General features: G+C 49.5%; 16 protein-coding genes. 14 read left to right on the top strand and 2 right to left on the bottom strand.

What is annotated here, in order from left to right:
• Window positions 1-14 precede the first annotated feature (14 nt).
• The 3 genes from AC27N8_RS10645 to AC27N8_RS10635 all read left to right on the top strand — a co-directional run bounded on the left by AC27N8_RS10645 (window position 15) and on the right by AC27N8_RS10635 (window position 3,573).
• Entirely contained in the window at window positions 15-863 is an 849-nt protein-coding gene (locus tag AC27N8_RS10645) for an FAD binding domain-containing protein (protein ID WP_487066747.1), read from the top strand.
• Between the two features lie 169 nt (window positions 864-1,032).
• Entirely contained in the window at window positions 1,033-1,782 is a 750-nt protein-coding gene (locus tag AC27N8_RS10640) for a type 1 glutamine amidotransferase domain-containing protein (protein WP_487066745.1), read from the top strand.
• 582 nt (window positions 1,783-2,364) lie between these two features.
• Window positions 2,365-3,573 (top strand): AfsR/SARP family transcriptional regulator, encoded by a 1,209-nt coding sequence (locus AC27N8_RS10635; RefSeq protein ID WP_487066743.1) that lies wholly within the window; start codon window positions 2,365-2,367, stop codon window positions 3,571-3,573.
• 55 nt (window positions 3,574-3,628) lie between these two features.
• Here AC27N8_RS10635 and AC27N8_RS10630 read toward each other — a convergent pair whose 3' ends face one another.
• Window positions 3,629-4,444 (bottom strand): phage antirepressor N-terminal domain-containing protein, encoded by an 816-nt coding sequence (locus AC27N8_RS10630; RefSeq protein WP_487066741.1) that lies wholly within the window; start codon window positions 4,442-4,444, stop codon window positions 3,629-3,631.
• Window positions 4,445-4,808: 364 nt separating this feature from the next.
• Between AC27N8_RS10630 and AC27N8_RS10625 the strand changes: the two genes are divergently transcribed.
• The 10 genes from AC27N8_RS10625 (at window position 4,809) to AC27N8_RS10580 (ending at window position 16,391) form a co-directional block, all read left to right on the top strand.
• Window positions 4,809-5,633, top strand: coding sequence for a type 1 glutamine amidotransferase domain-containing protein (locus AC27N8_RS10625; RefSeq protein ID WP_487067923.1), 825 nt, complete (start codon window positions 4,809-4,811; stop codon window positions 5,631-5,633).
• Window positions 5,634-5,810: 177 nt separating this feature from the next.
• Complete coding sequence (locus AC27N8_RS10620) at window positions 5,811-7,532, top strand: thiamine pyrophosphate-binding protein (protein ID WP_487066739.1); 1,722 nt, start codon at window positions 5,811-5,813, stop codon at window positions 7,530-7,532.
• 70 nt (window positions 7,533-7,602) lie between these two features.
• Window positions 7,603-7,983 (top strand): nuclear transport factor 2 family protein, encoded by a 381-nt coding sequence (locus AC27N8_RS10615; protein ID WP_487066737.1) that lies wholly within the window; start codon window positions 7,603-7,605, stop codon window positions 7,981-7,983.
• Between the two features lie 65 nt (window positions 7,984-8,048).
• A complete protein-coding gene (locus tag AC27N8_RS10610) occupies window positions 8,049-9,584 on the top strand; it encodes a GMC family oxidoreductase (RefSeq protein ID WP_487066735.1) in 1,536 nt (511 codons plus the stop codon).
• A 48-nt stretch (window positions 9,585-9,632) separates the two neighbouring features.
• On the top strand, window positions 9,633-10,238 hold the full coding sequence (locus AC27N8_RS10605; RefSeq protein ID WP_487066733.1) for a DJ-1/PfpI family protein: 606 nt from the start codon (window positions 9,633-9,635) through the stop codon (window positions 10,236-10,238).
• A complete protein-coding gene (locus AC27N8_RS10600; protein WP_487066731.1) occupies window positions 10,232-10,678 on the top strand; it encodes a VOC family protein in 447 nt (148 codons plus the stop codon). Before AC27N8_RS10605 ends, AC27N8_RS10600 begins: the two co-directional genes overlap by 7 nt.
• Before the next feature lie 78 nt (window positions 10,679-10,756).
• Window positions 10,757-12,934 carry a glycogen debranching protein GlgX gene (gene glgX / locus AC27N8_RS10595; protein WP_487066729.1) on the top strand — a complete coding sequence of 726 codons (2,178 nt, stop codon included), beginning with the start codon at window positions 10,757-10,759 and terminating at the stop codon, window positions 12,932-12,934.
• Between the two features lie 438 nt (window positions 12,935-13,372).
• The gene (locus AC27N8_RS10590; RefSeq protein WP_487066727.1) at window positions 13,373-13,591 is read left to right on the top strand and encodes a hypothetical protein; all 219 of its coding nucleotides are present in this window, start codon (window positions 13,373-13,375) and stop codon (window positions 13,589-13,591) included.
• A 49-nt stretch (window positions 13,592-13,640) separates the two neighbouring features.
• Entirely contained in the window at window positions 13,641-15,854 is a 2,214-nt protein-coding gene (locus AC27N8_RS10585; RefSeq protein ID WP_487066725.1) for an AGE family epimerase/isomerase, read from the top strand.
• A gap of 60 nt (window positions 15,855-15,914) precedes the next feature.
• Window positions 15,915-16,391, top strand: a complete 477-nt coding sequence (locus tag AC27N8_RS10580) for a hypothetical protein (RefSeq protein WP_487066723.1) — start codon at window positions 15,915-15,917, stop codon at window positions 16,389-16,391.
• A 179-nt stretch (window positions 16,392-16,570) separates the two neighbouring features.
• Here the strand turns inward: AC27N8_RS10580 and AC27N8_RS10575 are convergent, their stop codons facing one another.
• On the bottom strand, window positions 16,571-17,530 hold the full coding sequence (locus AC27N8_RS10575; protein ID WP_487066721.1) for an LLM class flavin-dependent oxidoreductase: 960 nt from the start codon (window positions 17,528-17,530) through the stop codon (window positions 16,571-16,573).
• Between the two features lie 275 nt (window positions 17,531-17,805).
• Between AC27N8_RS10575 and AC27N8_RS10570 the strand changes: the two genes are divergently transcribed.
• The gene (locus tag AC27N8_RS10570) at window positions 17,806-18,375 is read left to right on the top strand and encodes a dihydrofolate reductase family protein (protein ID WP_487066719.1); all 570 of its coding nucleotides are present in this window, start codon (window positions 17,806-17,808) and stop codon (window positions 18,373-18,375) included.
• Window positions 18,376-18,475: the final 100 nt, after the last annotated feature.

The raw sequence follows: 18,475 nt of genomic DNA, 5'->3' as shown, positions 1-18,475 counted from the left end.
TAGGAGAAGACTCTATGATTACTGTAGCGTTTAACTATGCAGCACCCGACAATCTTGAAGATACCGTGGCTCTGCTAGGAGAGAGAGGAACACGGCTGCTGGCAGGCGGACAAAGTCTTCTCAACGAGATGAAGCTTCGCAAGGCCACCCCCTCTACCCTGGTCGATCTCCGCAAAATTCGAGCGCTGCACACGCTTGAACATCGTGCAGATGGGAGCAGTCGTATCGGTGCGATGGTCACCTTCACGGAGATAGTCGAAGATATCCACAATCAAGAACATCGCCAATCGCTGGTCGAGGCCGTAAAGAGCACTCCAGGAGTAGCGATCCGCAACCGCAGCACCATCGGAGGAAATCTGGCCCAGAACAGTCCTGGAGCAGATCTACCTGCGATCGTGCTATCAGAAGGAGCAAGTATCAACATCTTTGCTCCGCGCGGAGCATTTTCAATCGCAGCGGACGATTTTTATAATGGAACATTCACTCTGGCCAACGATGACATCATCACATCGATCGACCTTCCAGCACATCCATCCAACACAAGGAGCGCCTACGAAAAATTCAAGCATCGCGCCACCGGAAACGCTATCTGCGGCGTAGCGGCGACAATCACGCTAGCCAGCGATAAAACTGTCAGCCAGTGTCGCGTCGCCGTGACCGGAGTGTCCAGACAGGTGCTCCGTTTATTTTCAGTTGAAAAGGAACTCACAGGGAAACGGTTCACCCACGAAAGTATCGCCAATATACCATGGACAGACCTGACGCAAGGTCTCATCACAGATCTAGTCGCCTCAGCCGAATATCGAGCATACATGACCAGAATCCTTACCAGACGCGTCCTCACGCGCCTACAACCCACGTAGCGTCGCACGCTCGCGTGCGATGTCCCACTCGACGTACGAAACAGCACGATCTCGGCAAGCCACACTGGGGTGCCTGATCATACGTCGAGTGGGACATCGTGCCCGAGGGCACGACGCTACGACGGTTGCATCAATTCATATCCCTCTCAATGAAAGGAATGTTAGCATCATGAAGATTCTCATTATTATGACACATATGAAGACGCTTCATCTGATCGATGGAGAGATGCATCCTTCTGGCTTCTGGGCTGAGGAATTAGTCGTTCCGTATCAACTCTTTGAGCGAGCAGGCTATGACATCGATATTGCCACCATTGGCGGTATACGTCCGACAGTAGATCAGACGAGTATCGATCCCACATGTCTGAGCCGCGTCAGGCCAGAAGGCTCCTACGATGACGATGTTGCTCACGCCGACGCCTATGCGCAACTGATCAAAACGCTCCCACAATTAAAGCATCCATTGAATCTGGACCTCTTCACCAGAGAACAGATAGCATCCTATCACGGCATCTATCTGAGCGGCGGACACGGCGCGATCGGCGACATGACAAAATCCGACGAGCTGACACAGCTCTTCCACTGGGTCCTGGAGATGGATAAACCTATCGCGGCGGTATGCCATGGGCATTGTGGGCTCCTCAATTTAAGAGATAGCGAAAGTAACTGGCCCTTTGCAGGCTATCACATCACCTGTTTCTCACACCGAGAAGAGCTAGCCACCACGATGGCAGGCAAACTCCCATTTGTGCTCGAAGTTGAGGTGCGACGCCTGGGAGGTATTTATGAAAAGTGCGATCTCATCTGGGGATCACACGTAGTCGAAGACCGCAACCTCATATCCGGACAGAATCCCTACTCCTCCCTCGAATTGGCGAAAACGTTTATAAAAAAATTAGAGCGCTTCAAATTTGCCTAACAAACGCCTTCTATTTGCCTATAGATTCCTATTGTAAATATACCCTGCTAGCGGGTATGCTTAAACAGGTTTTAAAGCACAAGTGTTGGTAAAAAACAATGAGCTTTACACCAGACAAACAGGTAATTAGAGAATCAATGGAGATTCTTTACGAAGCAATACAAGTACCAAAACACACAAGGATGTGTTAAAGATACCAGAGCTGCCTGGTTGCATTTCTCATACCTGCATGCCTTCAGATAGAACACTATCTCACGTTCTTCATCTGACTGCAAAGACATGTCACAGTGCAACAATGCCTATAATTCAAAGATTTGTGAAGATCTACTTTATCTGATTGCCGCTAAATCCAGAAAAGTGATACATTCCCAAACCAAATTGACTCATTTCCAGTGTTTGCCTTATAGTGATAAGCATCACAACACATTGTTTGGTGAGGGAACAAATCTTCGTATCCAGAGAAGACAACTCAAAGACCCCCGCCTTGCTTCTCATGAACATGGATACTGTTATGGTCAAATATGTAAAGTGAATTCTGTCAATGTGTCTCTAATTTGTAAGTTCGTATATAGGGAGACAAATATGACATCATCACAGCATTTCACGCCATCAAATGCTCTGACAAACACCACAGATTTATCCGTAGAGCTGCTACTGGAGCAGGGATGGGCATATTTAACCCAGGCACGTTATTCGGAAGGCATGGCTCTGCTGGTACTCGCAAACCAGTACGTACCACATGAACAGCGGGATCTGGCTCACTCGCTCGAGACCCTCATTGCCGTTTATGACAAGCAAGCGCAACTCCAACAACTGTTACTGGCAACCAGTATAGAAATTGCAGATACACAGAAACAGTTTCAGGAGTGCCTGATGATTTTTCAGGATGAGCAAACTCTTTTCATCAAAGGACTCACATCAGCCCAGAAAAGTATTGCAAAGAGACTGTTGCCACATCATTCCGATCAGATAGACCCCCTCCTGCTGGAAGAAACCAGAATACCAGTAAAGCTTCAGAAGCCAGATTTGTACGCGATCTGCCTGGCGCCATTTGAGCTACGGCGTGCAGGTGTGCCGCTGGAGTTATGTGCCAATCGCAATGGGCAAGCAATTTTTCGTTATCTCGTCACCCAGGAAAACCGGAGCGCCACCACCGATACCCTGATGACACTCTTGTGGCCCGATGATCCTCCGGACATCGCCTTGAATAAGCTATACGTTGCGGTCAGCCTACTACGTCGCTCCTTGCAAAAAAGCGTCCAGGAACAGAAAGACAAACAAGAAACAAACAAATACATCATCTACAAGCAGGGCCTGTATCAACTGGACACAGCGCTCTTGATCCATACCGACATCGATGAGTTTGTGCGCTTATACGCGATGGGTCGCAAAGAAATTGGAGAGAAATCCATCTCTTATTTTGAACAAGCCTGCTCTCTCTATAAGCGACCTTTTCTACTAGAAGATCTCTATGCGAATTGGTCATTTCAGCCTAGAGAACAGCTCCGACAGATCTATATCTCTATGTGTCACGCACAGAGTCGCTACCATATCGCGATGAAAAACTATGAAAAAGCTCATCATTGGACCACCAAGATCTTGGCCGAAAATCATTGTGATGAAGAAGCTCATCAACATCTGATACGGATCTATGCCATGCAAGGCCGACGGCATGACGCTTTACGCCAGTATCAATTATGCATGCACGTTTTGCATGAAGAGATGAATGTTGATCCAATGCCAGAGACCGTGACGTTATTTCAAACCCTGATGCGTGGAGAGGTCGTATAAACGTTTTTTCTTGTGTAAAAAACTGGCATCAGGAGCACCAGAGACCAGGCCGGGACTAATCTAGCAGCGTTTGATGCCAGTTCGTCAAAAAAGTGAGCACTTCATCAAAGAGATCCTGGGATAACAACCTGTACGATGTGAGTCCATAGCTTTGATAGAGTTCTTCAAAAATATAGCGATAGGCATTCTTTGACGTTGTCCCTTTGGTTTCAAGTAGGTCACAGATCGCTTTAATCGTGAGGCGAATCTCATCTATCTGCACTTCTGAAATAGGATTGGCAAGATTTTGGGGAACTACGGCCGTCAATTCGAGTTCCTGTTGGGAAAGGACCACCAGAGAAGCAGGGTAGCTTACAGAGGGAGGCAAGGTAAGCTGCTCATTGGCCAGTTGAGCCACCGATAAAGCGGTATTACGTATCTGTAAAAGCGTAGCCGAGAGCTCATCTGTATCCATCAACAACGGGGTTGCTAACGATAAGTGATACTGAAGCAGGAGCTGGGCGGTCCATTCGCGCTGAAAGCATCTCCACAGGACCTGAAAACATTCGTTCTGGTAACGCATCAGCTTATCTTTTTGAGGGATCGTCTGAAGGTGAAACAGCCAACCAGGAAGATACTCCAGATGGAGGCACAACATATCTTGCTGTTTCCCATCATCGCCACACATTGTAATTGAGAGAATATATTTTGATAACAATATATCAGTAATCAAGTACTGATACTGAATCTCCCAATCGAGCAGTAAATTATGCACAATCGGCTGTACTGCCACATACATGGCATTTTCGACCAGGGCCACGCTTAATATCTCATCATAAAAATCCACTTTTTGCATACTGGCTCGCGCTTTTTTTCGTATATGGCCTTCCATGGATGATCCCCTTATGATGCTCTTCCTATCCTGTGAGATAGAACCTGAAAGGTACAATATCTTTCCTATGCAATAGACATTACACGGTAGTTAGAGATGGAAGAAGAAAATAAGCAGCAGATGAAATAGTATACTGCCAAGATTATATCATCTCTTTCCCTAATGTCAAATTATCAAATGAAGGATACGAGATATATTATCCCCCAATTCTTGTTGAGGTATAGACTGAACATAGAACCTCTATAGAGTATATATAAAGCATCACATGTTACTCTAATGAAGGGATAAAGAAGATAGGATATCCCTTTCTTGTGCACAAAGTAAGTAGACGCAGTGTGCTTGTACTCAAAAAAGAGGTGACATGATGACAAAAAAGATCCTGATTGTTTTATCAGAATGGGGATACTGGGGAGAAGAGTTGCTTGGGCCTTTAGAAACATTCGACGCGGCGGGATATGAATCCATCTTTGCGACACCAACTGGCAAGCGACCAGTCCCCATTCCTGGTAGTATGGACCCCGATTTCATCGATCCCCCTCTCGGTAAATCGGTCACGAGTAGTGAAACGGCACGCAAAGTACGAGCCCTGGATCAATCTGATCGACTCAACCATCCTCTGAATATCGCCAAGTTAATGCCCGATCGGCCTTACTGGAGTTCTTCAAACTTCTTACGTGAGATGGAAGCCTACAACAACGCAGTGGATGAGACCCAAAAGTTTGTTGAAGAGTATGCGACTCTCTTGCTGGTCGGAGGTAGTGGCCCGATTGTCGACATGGGCAATAATCATCGCGTGCATGACCTGTTGCTGTCATTTTATCGAGCAGGCAAACCCGTAGCAGCTGAATGCTATGGAGTCACCTGCCTGGCCTTTGCTCGCGACTTTGGGGACCGTAAAAGTATCATCAAGGGGAAGCATGTCACAGGACACTGTAAAGAATATGACTATAAAGATGGAACTGGCTTCGTCGGATCGGACATCAACATGGGACCTCCTCCCTTTCCGCTGGAATATATCTTGCGAGACGCCACCGCTCCCGACGGACAATATCACGGAAACTTCGGTCACGAGTTCTCTGTCATTGTTGACTATCCCTTTATCACTGGTCGCTCTACCCACGACTCGTATATAACCGGTCAGAAAATCGTCGAGGTACTGGAGCATAACCTGACCAGATATGGATGGTAGACAGTTTGCCCCTACAATTTGTCGCACTGATCAGAGTACGAACTCACACAAAGAGGCAGCATGAATGTTTTCGGTGTTAGCCTTTACAGCGTCCTCCGTGAACGTCAGTCATGGCGCAACTGGCACCCGCGTCGTTCACGGAAATAGACCAGGAACTTTTAAGGAGGGCAAACATTTATGACAGATAAAACTGGCCGTTTTGCAATCATTGAACAGCTTCTCGCCGACGATATTCACTATATGTTTGGGAATCCTGGCACGGTAGAGCAAGGCTTTCTGGATGCACTGGAAAACTATTATCCCGATTTTAAATATATCCTGACGTTGCAGGAGACGATCGCGGTGGCGATGGCCGATGGCTACGCTCGGGCCACAAAAAAACCAACGGTTGTGCAGCTACACAGTGGAGTCGGCCTCGGCAATGGGATTGGGATGCTTTATCAAGCGAAACGTGGGCATGCACCATTGGTCGTGCTTAACGGCGATGCCGGCATTCGTTACGATGCTATGGACGCTCAGATGGCCGCCGATGTCGTTGCCATGGCCGAACCTGTCACCAAATGGGCCACACGCGTCATTGATCCATCGTCGCTCCTGCGCGTCTTACGACGAGCCATCAAGCTAGCTGCCACGCCTCCCATGGGACCCGTCTTTGTTTGCCTCCCCATGGATATCCTTGACGCGCCGCTCCAGGATCGTGTCACACAGACCTCTTTCCCAATCACACGCACCATACCTGAGAGCCAGCATATCATCCAGGCGACAGAGTTTCTGGCACCAGCCCGGACACCACTGATTATTATGGGTGATGGCATCGCAACCTCAGCAGCTCAGAACGAGTTAACAAAAGTAGCCGAGTTGCTCGGTGCTGAGGTATGGGGCGCTGATTCATCGGAAGTCAATATGAGTGCGGACCATCCTCTCTTCAAAGGACAACTGGGACACATGTTTGGTGAGCACAGTCGAGCGATTACATCAAAAGCCGATGCCGTCCTTATTTGTGGCACCTATGTTTTCCCTGAGGTCTTTCCAGCCCTGGATGATGTATTTGATGCACAGGCCAGGATTATTCATGTGGACCTCAATGCCTATGAGATTGCTAAAAATTTTCCCGTTGATCTTGGCATCGTCAGCGATCCCAAATTGACCCTGGCAGCCTTAGGAGCTCAATTAGAAAAAAGTATGACCGTTGATCAGCACGCAGCAGCCAACGGCCGTCTCAACCAGAGCGTCGCGGCGAGAAAACAAGAACTTGAGGCCCATCGCGAGGCAGATAAAGCCAGACGTAACACCTCACCGCTCCACGCGTCGCAATTTATGGAAGAGCTAGCCAGCCAGCTTCCACAGGATGTCGTGATCTTCGACGAAGCCCTCACAACATCCCCGGACATCTCATACGCGCTGCCAGCAACGCTACCAGGACACTACTTCCTGACACGAGGAGGTTCACTAGGGGTAGGGCTTCCCGGCGCCATTGGCCTGAAGCTTGCGAATCCTGGCAAGACTGTAATCGGATTTAGCGGCGATGGTGGCAGCATGTATACCATCCAGGCCCTCTGGACAGCGGCCCGTCATCATATCGGAGCCAAATTCATCATCTGCAATAACCGTAGTTACCGCTTGCTTAGACTGAACATCCAGCAATACTGGCGCGAGATCGAGGCCCCCGAACATGAGTTTCCCAACTCATTTGACCTGCATAGCCCCGAGATTCGTTTCGACGATCTGGCAAAAGCCATGGGAGTACGAGCGATACGGGTCGAAACAGCCGAACAGATCCGCCCAGCGATCCGTCAGGCGCTCGCAGACGACGAACCATTCCTGATCGACCTCGTCATCACAGACGAAATTCCCGATCATATCCTATCGAAAGCCGTCAACACATACAGCCTGGCGTAGCGGCGTCAGGCATGTCGCTCCATGGCCTCTCGAATACATTTTGGATTTATATGTTTAAGGAGAGAATACGATGAGTACCAGAGATATTGTTAATAAATATTATGAGACCGTCAATAACAGCGATTGGGACACCTGGTTGACGCTTTTCGCCGACGATATCGTCATTGACGAGCAGCTGGCCGGCCATGTTGAAGGCATCGCAGTACTGCGGGGCGCGATCGATGGCATGAAGAAAGGCTATTCCAGGTTCATCAATCAACCGCGCCATGTCGTCGTAGAGGGCTCCGAAGCGTGTGTCATCTCGCATATTTCGGCGGCCAATGCCAAAGGGGTGCCAATAGAAGCGAATGTTGCCAACTATTTCCGACTTGAGGAAGGTCGCATCGTCTACATGGCAAACTTTCATGACACCATTCCTTTTGCTCCATTTGTCAATCAGAAGCTTGATTAAGATCCACGCTTGCGGCGCAGAGCACGGCGCGAGCAGGTGGAGTTGAAAAGAGAGGAGAGGTTTTCATGAGCGAACATGACTTTATAGTGGTTGGAACTGGCTCTGCTGGCTCAGTTCTCGCCAGACGACTAAGCGAAGATCCCTCTGTCCAGGTGCTGGCGCTGGAAGCTGGTGGCCCTGAAGTGCCAGAGAATGTCAACAATCCCTCGCTCTGGTTTACGCTACTGGGCTCAGCCATCGATTGGAAATACAAGAGTGTTCCGCAACCCAGCCTCAACAATCGTGTCACATCCGAGCCACGGGGCAAGTTGCCGGGAGGAAGCAGTAATCTCTACATCATGATGCACATCCGTGGACATGCATCCGACTACGACAACTGGGCTTACAACGGCTGTCCCGGCTGGGGCTATCAAGACGTCCTGCCTTATTTCCAGAAACTGGAAGATCAAGAAGATGATACCAGTCCTGTCGCTGGAAAAAACGGGCCGCTACACGTCGCCAATGCACGACTACACGAGCCCAATCCGACTTCAGCCGCCTTCATTGAAGCCTGTAAAGAGCTAGGCTATCCGGAGACCGCTGACTTCAATGGACCAAATATGGAAGGCGCTGGTTGGCATCATGTCAACATCAAAAACGGCAAGCGTCATAGTGATGCCGTCGCCTACCTCCAGCCCGCGCTCCTGCAACCTAACCTGACGCTGCGCACGAACGCGCAAGCCACACGACTCTTATTCGATGGGAAGCGCTGTATTGGTGTGGAGTATAACCGCAACGGAAAACTCGAGACATCCTACGCACGCCACGAAGTAATCATCAGCGCGGGAGCCATTGAATCGCCCAAACTGCTGCTCCTCTCGGGGATTGGTTCCTCGACGCAGCTGCAGCAATTTGGTATTCCTGTGGTCGCTGACGTCCCTGGGGTCGGCGAGAATTTCCATAATCACGTGCTCACAGGCGTGATTTGCGAAGCATCGCAGCCAGTGCCCACACCACACCAGAACCTCTCCGAGAGCGCACTCTTCTGCAAATCAGAGCCAGGCTGGATCGGTCCCGACCTCCAGATAGGATTTGTCCATGTCCCATTCAACATCATCATTGGACAGGGACATCCAAACTCGGTCAGCATCCTGCCGGGAGTCGTCCGACCGCTCTCACGAGGCTGGATACGTCTGGCAAGCGGCGATCCCTTAGATTATCCCTTAGTGAATCCCAATTATCTCTCTGCCGCCTCCGATCTTGAGCGCCTTGTCCAGGCAGTCAAAATCTCGCGCCAGATCTTTAGAAGCAAGGCATTCTCAGGTTGGATCAAGCAAGAACTGACTCCGACAGCCGATCTCACAACCGACGCACAACTCCGCGACTTCGTGCGGCAAACGGCCGATTCGTACCATCATCAGGCCGGATCGTGCAAAATGGGGCGCGACTCCATGGCAGTTGTCGATACACAGTTGCGTGTGTACGGCGTCGAGGGACTACGTGTCGCCGATGCAAGCGTCATGCCAGTTGTTCCTTCCGGAAACTGCCACGCCGGGATCTTGATGATCGCAGAGAAAGCAGCTGATCTTGTGAAAGACGCTTATGGTCTACGCAAGCAATAACCCAGTGATGACCACTCACAATCGATGAAGACCGGAAAGGAATGGCATATGCCACAGCAACGCTTAGCAGGGAAAAAAGTTGGTGTCCTTTTTGAAAGTGACTACTACGAAAAAGAGATCTTTTATTACGAGCATCGCTTTCCCGAGGAGGGGATCGAACTCCATTTTCTCACTCGTCTCTGGGGACAACCCTCCATCACCTTTACAGGCCACGAATACAAAGCTCCATTTGAGTGCCACGAAAGCTTTGAAAATATGGATGATGAGACACTCAGAAGCTATGCAGCGATCATTGTTCCCTCAGCCATCGTTTCAGATCGCCTGCGTTACACGGAAGACGTGCATAAAACACCGCCAGCAACCGAGTTTCTCAGAAGGGCATTCGCAGAAAAAGAGATCGTCAAAGGGATCATTTGCCACGGCATGTGGTTAGTCGCTCCTGCTCCCGAACTGGTACGTGGGCGACCGGTAGTGGCGCACAACAACTTGATTGGAGATGTCCGCAACATGGGCGCAATCTACACCGATCAAGATGTCGTCATCGATGGTGACCTTATCACTGGACGCTCGGGTCCCCTCTGCCATCTCTTCGCGCAAGCCATCATCGAGAAACTGGTCGCGAAAGAGACGTCCAGGGAGTACGACACATGGTAGCATCAACATTTTCACATATGGCTATCACAGCCAAAGATCCGCTCTCCATCGAGCGTTTTTATACCACACATTTTGGCTTTCAGCGAGCCAGAGTGGTCCCGTTGGGAAACGAGCAAATCGTCTTCTTGAAAAAGGATAACATGTATCTGGAAATCTTCCACGCGACCAAAGAGGCTCCAGCGCCGCCAGCCGAAGCATCAGGTCCTGAGTATCCTGGCTGGCGACATCTCGCTTTCAGCGTGGAAGGCGTCGATGATAAGTTGGCACAATTGGGAGAAGAGGCGCACGTGACGCTCGGACCAATCAACTTCGATACGATTATTCCGGGATGGCGTACCGCATGGATCGCTGATCCAGAGGGAAACATCATCGAAATCACCCAGGGATTTGTTGATCAATGGTCACCTTTAAAATCCCAAAACAAAGCAGAGACACAATAGAGCTCTCGTCAGAGAGCACGCACAACAACGATACATTTATACACGCTACCCACCCTATCCTAGTACAGGAGAACACTCATGACGACTATTGAGAGATCGACGGGAGCGTCCACTTTGTTAGAGACAAAGGTCACTGACAGAAATGGCACTACATACACCATCAGTCCGGGATTTTCTCATCCCCTGGGATCGACTCCAGATCAAAATGGTGTGAACTTCTCCATCTTTGCGGATTTCGCAACGTCTGTAGACCTTTTACTGTTCGACAGTCACGATGATCCCGAGCCATTACTGACCATCAGCCTTGACCCGAACAAACATCAAACATTTCGGCTCTGGCATATCCACGTGTCAAACATTGGTCCTGGCATCCACTACGCCTATCGCGTAGACGGCGAACAGAATCTATCCGGGCGTGGAGATCGTTATAACCCGTCCAAAGTCTTAATTGATCCCTATGCGCGTGGCAATACGAATACGCTCTGGGACCGTGGAGCCGCCTGTGGTCCAGGAGATAACATCAGCACAGCAATGCGCAGCGTCGTCATTGACACCTCTACCTACGACTGGGAGGGCGATAAAACGCTAAAGCATCCCATGAGCGAAACGATCGTCTACGAAATGCACGTGCGAGGCTTCACCAAATCAGAGACGGCCAATGTTGAACACGCTGGAACATTTACCGGCGTGATTGAAAAGATTCCTTATCTCAAAGCGCTGGGCATCACAGCAGTCGAGCTCAATCCAGTCTTTGACTTCGACGAAAAAGAAGTCAAGCAAGTCAATGAGGCCGGCGAGCGCTTAACTAACTACTGGGGCTATGATCCACTGAGTTACTTTGCACCACAAAATTCCTTCTGCGAGTCGCCAGAAACGGGACAGCACATCACCGAGTTCCGTGACATGGTCAAAGCGTTGCACAAGGAGGATATCGAAGTTATTCTTGATGTCGTCTTCAACCATACCAGCGAAGGAGATCATCGCGGCCCCACAATCAACTTCAAAGGACTCGCCAACGACGCCTACTACATCCTCTCGCCCGATGATCGCCAGTACTATATGAATTATTCAGGCTGCGGCAACACCTTGAATACCAATCATCCGATCACATCCAAGCTCGTGGTTGAGGCGCTGCAATTCTGGGTCACCGATATGCATGTCGATGGCTTCCGCTTTGATGAGGCCACGATCTTGAGCCGCGATAGCGATGGCTCGCCGATGGCCTATCCGCCCGTCATCTGGCAGATCGAGCTCTCGGAGGTGCTGGCAGATACCAAAGTAATTGCTGAAGCCTGGGATGCCGCTGGCCTCTATGAGATCGGCTACTTTCCCGGCTATCGCTGGGCAGAGTGGAATGGCCGCTATCGAGATGCCATCCGCAGCTTTGTCAAGGGTGACGTGGGCTATCGGGATGGCAAAACAGTGGTCGCCAATGCAGCCGATGTGATTGCCGGCAGCGCCAATATCTTCCAATGGAATGGTGGCCTCCCAATTAACAGTATCAACTTCCTAACGGCACATGATGGATTTACGTTAAATGACCTGGTGTCCTACAACAATAAGCATAACGATGCCAACGGCGAAGGCAATCGCGATGGCATCGATGAAAATCTCAGTTGGAATTGTGGGATTGAGGGCGAAACAGATAATCCATATGTTGAACAGCTCCGTATCCAGCAGATCAAGAACTTCTGCGCGATCCTGATGGTATCACAGGGTATCCCGATGTTTGTGGCAGGCGATGAGGTGCGACGGACCCAAAAGGGCAACAACAATACCTATTGTCAGGATAACGAGATCAATTGGTTCGATTGGACACTTACCGATAAAAACCAGGACACGCTACGCTTCTTTCAAAAAATGATAGCTTTCCGCAAGAGTCTTCACTCTCTGCAACGGACTAGATTTTTTACCGGCGAGGTCAATCATCGCGGCCTCCCGGATATCGGCTGGCATGGATGTGTGTGTAATCAACCCGGTTGGTACGATCCATCGTGCCGCGTACTGGGCTTTACGCTGGGCAGTGTCGCCGTTCCGGAGAGCGCAGAGGATATCGATATCTTTGTCATTCTCAACATGGATTGGCAAGAACTGGATTTCGAGATTCCGCTGCTCTCCACCCGCAAGTGGTACAAGATTGTCGATACATCTATGCCCTCTCCGCAAGATTTTGCGGAAGTAGGAGAGGAGGAAGCACTTATACAGAATACTTACCATGTACAGAGCCATAGTGTTGTGATACTTGTGTCGCGTTAAATCTGAACAGTTACGGTTCTTGTGAAGAGAGCATGCACTGTCGGATCTCTCAGCCACACAAAAGACGGCATTCACAAGAACGCGTCACTGAGACGCCCGGTCTGCCTGACAACGTTACGCAGTCTGTCCATGGCGAACCAAGTATTCCAACGATAGGTGATATCAAAAGAGTGCGATACGCTGCTCATTGTGGAGTATTTCATCGTCTTCAAGTAGTTTACTCCTATCGTATCTCCTGCGACATTGTGGAAATAGTTCTGACTGACTTCCAGATAGCTGAATGCTTCTGGCGAGGCCCCTCAACGCTGAGGGTGCCATGTCCACAATGTTCGCACGGGCATAGATACTGACACTGAGCGTGCCAGACTCATTTGAAAGTCACACAACCTGGTGAGAGTCTTGTTGGACAAAACATACAGAGAACAAGTGAGTTGTGAAATGGCATCAAACGAGTTAAGGGTCGGTGACAGAGTATGTGTCGTAAGCCATGGTCCTTTCAGGGGACTGCGAGGCACGATCCATAAAGTCCACTGTATTGATCAGCTAAAAGACGATACGCTCTTCCTTTTCTATCAAGTCGCGCTGGAGGGAACCTATATCAAAGAGCCAATCTGGATTCGCGACGAAGAAATTGTATCGGTGTATCAGGAAATTTGAGGCGTACATTCTTTAGGACCGGAAACGTGCAAGAAAGGAACTTTCATCCATGAATAAAATGCAATTCACCTTTTCTGATGGGATTGCTGGCTATGTTACCTCTGTGAATACTGAAGCACAGACATTCAGTCTAAAAACGACCGATGCGCGAGAATTTCAGATAAAATTAACTGCGGCAACCTATGGAGAATTGCTTCGCAATCTGGGAGAATCTTTCCAGGATCTGGGGCAGCCACTGGACCAAGCCTTAAAGATAGGCGTCTACCTGTTTGCCTACGGTATTTTCTATCCAGAGCACGACGACTATACCTTCGAAGCAAAGCATATCATTTTCGCGGGACGCAATCCAGGCGAGTATCGCTTTGAGACACCCGACTGGTGGATTCAGCAGATACAGGCTCTGGCTGAGTTTTATCTGCACGCGCAGTTTCCCGATGGGCAGATCAATTATGACAACTATCGCACGCAGTTGACCTTAGAGGGCCAGAAAATCGAGGGAACACGGCAGGAGACAGATACCATTTCACGTATGGTCTATGGCTTTGCGACAGCTTATATGCTTACCGGCAACGATCGCTATCTGGAGGCAGCTGAAAAAGGAACGGCGTACCTGCATGATCACATGCGCGCCATTGATGAGGAAGAAGGAGTTGTCTACTGGTATCATGGTACAGATCGAAGTCAGGGAAAAGACAGAAAAATTCTGGCCTCGCAATTTGGCGATGACTATGATGCCATTCCAGCCTATGAGCAGATCTACGCGTTGGCAGGTCCAATTCAGACCTATCGCGTCACGGGAGATCCGACGATCCTGCACGATGCAGAGATGACGATCAACCTGTTTGACAAGTTCTTCCTTGATCGCGAAAAAGGCGGCTACTTCTCGCACGTCGATCCGGTCAACTTTGATCCCCGTGCGGCATCGCTCAATCAGGACCGTGCCCGTAAGAACTGGAACTCGGTTGGAGACCATGCTCCCGCCTATCTCATCAACCTATGGCTTGCCACAGGCGAAGAAAAATATGCAGATTTCCTGATCAATACGGCTGACACAATCGTGAAATACTTCCCTGACTACGAACACAGCCCATTCGTGCAGGAGAAGTTCCACGAAGATTGGAGCCACGATAGCACCTGGGGTTGGCAACAGAACCGAGGCGTAGTAGGACATAATCTCAAGATCGCCTGGAATCTGATGCGCATCAACAGCCTGCGACCTCACACCGAATATGTCGACCTGGCTCAGAAGATCGCCGCCATCATGCCGACAGTTGGCATGGATAAAGAACGCGGCGGCTGGTACGACGTCATGGAGCGTGTACGCAATGCGGGTGAAGATTGGAATCGCTACGTCTGGCATGATCGCAAAGCCTGGTGGCAGCAAGAGCAAGCCATTCTCGCCTATCTCATTTTAGCAGGCATCTTAAAGAAGCCAGAATATCAAAGTCTGGCGCGTGAATCTGAATCCTTCTACAACGCCTTTTTCCCGGACCAGGATAATGGAGGTGTCTACTTTAACGTCCTGGCCAACGGCACTCCCTATCTGACAGGAACAGAACGCCTCAAAGGAAGCCACTCCATGTCTGGATATCACTCCTTTGAGCTCTGCTACCTCTCATCGGTCTACACCAATCTGCTGATCACCAAGCAGCCGATGGATTTCTACTTCAAGCCCCGAGTGAATGCGCTTAAAGACAATATTCTACGCATTCAGCCCGATATCCTACCGCCAGGAAGCGTCAAGATTGAGCAGGTCTGGATCGACGGAGCCGAACATACAGACTTTGATGCCACAGCATTAACCGTCAAATTGCCATCCAAGCAGAAGACAGGATCACAAGCCAACCGTCCAGCCTGGTCTGGAGGAGCCACAGCAAAAACGCAGAAATCATTGAACGTCCGCGTTCGCCTGATGCCCGCACAGACTCTTTTTGATACCCAACTGGATATCGCCGGAGATCTTGTCCAGCTCGTGCTCTACGGAGAACTTAACGACATCGCCGTACCAGCCTTCAAAGTCGATCTCGACAAAATCATCGTACTCAAGCCAAAACGACTCGTCCTGCGTGTAGAGAAACTCACCAAAATGTCCAAGGAAGCAGCACGCGAACTGAGCTTCGCCCTACAGAAACTCAATCTCAACGAAGACATCGTGATTGTTGGAACAAATCAAGCAGTCAAAAAAACACTACAAGAGACACAGGTCTGGGAAGATCTACGTGCAATAGCCAAATATCAGGATCTCACGCCAGCCGCAAAATAATCCCATGCCGCAGATATGGCAACTGTGCCACAGTAGCAAAAGATGAGGAAAAAGAATCGCATGAGCAACGCAACTCCCTTGAGTGAGTCCGAAGTAAAGCGCTTTGTGGATCTCTGGTATCACAGCCTGGACATCCACGTCTCACTGGAAACATTTCTCAGCATGGTCACGGAAGATGAAACAATCGAATTTCGCTTCCCGGAAGTCACCGTCACCGACATAGCTGGCTTGACTGCCTGGTACAAACGCGTCACCACCAGCTTCTTTGACGAGATTCATCAGACAGTGAAATTAGCCATCACCATCAGCAAAGATGGTGGGAGTGCAGACGTCAAGCTCGTCACGCACTGGCAGGCCAGCACCTGGGACCCGCCCGCCGCCAAAAGCGAGCGCATCGACTTCCTCGCAGGACAAACCTGGAAGGTGAAACGCTCACGCAAAGATGGCAAGCCCGTCGTTGTCAACTATATCGTCGACTCCTTTGATCCCGTCGGAGGCTCAGGCAGCCTACCAGTCAAAGATACGGCTAAAGCATAACGCTTGCACACATAACGAGTGGCCTGTGGACTAATTTCCACAGGCCACTCCATTTTTTTAATACCACATATAACAGCAATATAATTAGGTAGACAGTATAATATCTATAAATGATATTAAAACATTACATATATTTCTCAAAAATCTTCTCAAGCTGGCATGACCGCAAACGCCTGATATCACATTTGACCAATGATCCTGGCAAGACGAAGTGTTTCTTGCGTTTCGTCTGCAACCGAGCAAAGGCCAAGCTTCAGTTCATCAATTTTCGTTCCGAGCAATTCCAATAGCCGCTCTCGTATCATAGTATCATCGCCAAAGATTATCAGGCTTTCCACAAAGCGATCTGAAACGGCATCAAGCTCCTGAGCTGAAAAGCCTGCTCCAATAAACATGTTACGATACACTGAGAGCGTTGGCACAACGGCTAAACTCTGACGTGCTATCCGTAATGCGGTTGCGCGATCCTCTGTGAGCACCACCCGTACCCCAGCAATGAGCGGCGGTCGGGGGCGCCCGGCTGCGGCTGCACCTGCACTCATAGCAGGCAGCGCAGTATCCAGCAAATAGGGAATCGGACAATACGCAGCAATGGCACCATCAGCTATCTCTCCCGCGAGATGAAAGGCTTTTGGTCCGAGAGCCGAGATAAGTAAGGGCATCTGTGCTGATGCAGGTAACGAGATATCAGTCGTAAAGAATTGTCCTCGATGATGGACCTCGCCCGCTTGGAGAAGAGGATGTAGCACCTGGATATATTCGCGCAAATAGGCGAGAGGCCGTTTCATTTCTACACCATATATGCTCTTGCCCAACTCTGGCAGGCTCGTACCGATGCCGAGTCTTAGTCTACCCGGAGCCAGTGCATCGAAGCTCAATGCCTGCTGAGCCATCAGGACAGGATGGCGGGAAAAGATCTGCAAGACAGAGGCTCCTAGCTTGAGGTGAGTTGTACGAGCCGCCGCCGCCGCCAGCACTGTGAGCGTCTCCAACTTTTGAGGTGGACCACCTACCCAGACTTGCTTCACTCCTACCTGTTCGGCCTCGACTATAGCATTGACAAGCACTTTCTGGTCACTGAGCTCTACCGATATCCCAACGCGTTCCTGCAAAGAACGAACGGCTATTTCTTGTTCCATGACTGTTTTTCCTTGTTTATTTTTTCTTCATCTGTGAACAATTTCCCCAAAGTTTATGTATCATATATGATACTAATCAGAAAGAAGAGAATAATCAATCAGCAATAATGTATGTTTGTTGGATAGGGAACATAATCAAGAAAATGTTGGAAAACGAGAAGAGATTATCAGATAGCGGCATGATTGGAGAAGTTTTTTGGCCTCTCTCGGGATATACTGTTTTTACCTGCCAGATATGGCATTGAATATCATTTACACAGAATGTGGGGAATATCATGGGAAAAGTTATGTTTGGCCTTTCGGTATCACTCGATGGATTTATCGCTGATAAAAATGATGACATATCGCGGGTATTCGCGTGGTTTGGAGACGCATGGGAGCATCTCAATGAGATCGCTGGCGATGCGCTGAATGAGAACGGCGCGGTGATTATGGGACACAGAAGCTTCAATATGATTGATGGCGAGAATGGATGGGTGTTTCCTGATGGCACGGCTCCCGATTGGCCTGTAATTGTCCTGCAATCGCAAGCGCGGGCATCTGTGAAAAAGGGTAAGACGCAATTTCACTTTGTCACCGATGGCATCCAGAGCGCAATCGTGCAAGCCAGAGAGATCGCTGGCGAGAAAAATATAGCGCTTCATGGGGCTAGTGCCGTTCAACAGGCTTTGAAGGAAGGCCTGCTCGACGAACTCCATATGAGCATCGCCCATGTTCTACTAGGCGAGGGCATTCGCCTCTTTGATCATCTCGGCTCGGAACCTATCCCATTGGAGAAAATACGCACACTTGAGACTCCAGGAGCCACTCATCTCTCGTTCCGTGTAGTAAAATCCTCCTTGTAACTACTTTATCAATATTCATTATTCTCCATCAAGCAGGAAACCCCACGTAACGTCGCACGCCAGTGTGCGACGTTACGTTTACAATCTATTTGACATAAGA

Source organism: Dictyobacter sp. Z7_2, from assembly GCF_057551105.1.
Note: the sequence above shows the minus strand (reverse complement) of the source record. Positions and strands in the feature narration are given on the sequence as shown.

Excerpts from the sequence above, each read along its gene's own strand:
- AC27N8_RS10645 (WP_487066747.1), top strand. The coding sequence starts at position 15 with ATGATTACTGTAGCGTTTAACTATGCAGCACCCGACAATCTTGAAGAT.
- AC27N8_RS10640 (WP_487066745.1), top strand. The coding sequence starts at position 1,033 with ATGAAGATTCTCATTATTATGACACATATGAAGACGCTTCATCTGATC.
- AC27N8_RS10635 (WP_487066743.1), top strand. The coding sequence starts at position 2,365 with ATGACATCATCACAGCATTTCACGCCATCAAATGCTCTGACAAACACC.
- AC27N8_RS10630 (WP_487066741.1), bottom strand. The coding sequence starts at position 4,444 with ATGGAAGGCCATATACGAAAAAAAGCGCGAGCCAGTATGCAAAAAGTG.
- AC27N8_RS10625 (WP_487067923.1), top strand. The coding sequence starts at position 4,809 with ATGACAAAAAAGATCCTGATTGTTTTATCAGAATGGGGATACTGGGGA.
- AC27N8_RS10620 (WP_487066739.1), top strand. The coding sequence starts at position 5,811 with ATGACAGATAAAACTGGCCGTTTTGCAATCATTGAACAGCTTCTCGCC.
- AC27N8_RS10615 (WP_487066737.1), top strand. The coding sequence starts at position 7,603 with ATGAGTACCAGAGATATTGTTAATAAATATTATGAGACCGTCAATAAC.
- AC27N8_RS10610 (WP_487066735.1), top strand. The coding sequence starts at position 8,049 with ATGAGCGAACATGACTTTATAGTGGTTGGAACTGGCTCTGCTGGCTCA.
- AC27N8_RS10605 (WP_487066733.1), top strand. The coding sequence starts at position 9,633 with ATGCCACAGCAACGCTTAGCAGGGAAAAAAGTTGGTGTCCTTTTTGAA.
- AC27N8_RS10600 (WP_487066731.1), top strand. The coding sequence starts at position 10,232 with ATGGTAGCATCAACATTTTCACATATGGCTATCACAGCCAAAGATCCG.
- glgX (WP_487066729.1), top strand. The coding sequence starts at position 10,757 with ATGACGACTATTGAGAGATCGACGGGAGCGTCCACTTTGTTAGAGACA.
- AC27N8_RS10590 (WP_487066727.1), top strand. The coding sequence starts at position 13,373 with ATGGCATCAAACGAGTTAAGGGTCGGTGACAGAGTATGTGTCGTAAGC.
- AC27N8_RS10585 (WP_487066725.1), top strand. The coding sequence starts at position 13,641 with ATGAATAAAATGCAATTCACCTTTTCTGATGGGATTGCTGGCTATGTT.
- AC27N8_RS10580 (WP_487066723.1), top strand. The coding sequence starts at position 15,915 with ATGAGCAACGCAACTCCCTTGAGTGAGTCCGAAGTAAAGCGCTTTGTG.
- AC27N8_RS10575 (WP_487066721.1), bottom strand. The coding sequence starts at position 17,530 with ATGGAACAAGAAATAGCCGTTCGTTCTTTGCAGGAACGCGTTGGGATA.
- AC27N8_RS10570 (WP_487066719.1), top strand. The coding sequence starts at position 17,806 with ATGGGAAAAGTTATGTTTGGCCTTTCGGTATCACTCGATGGATTTATC.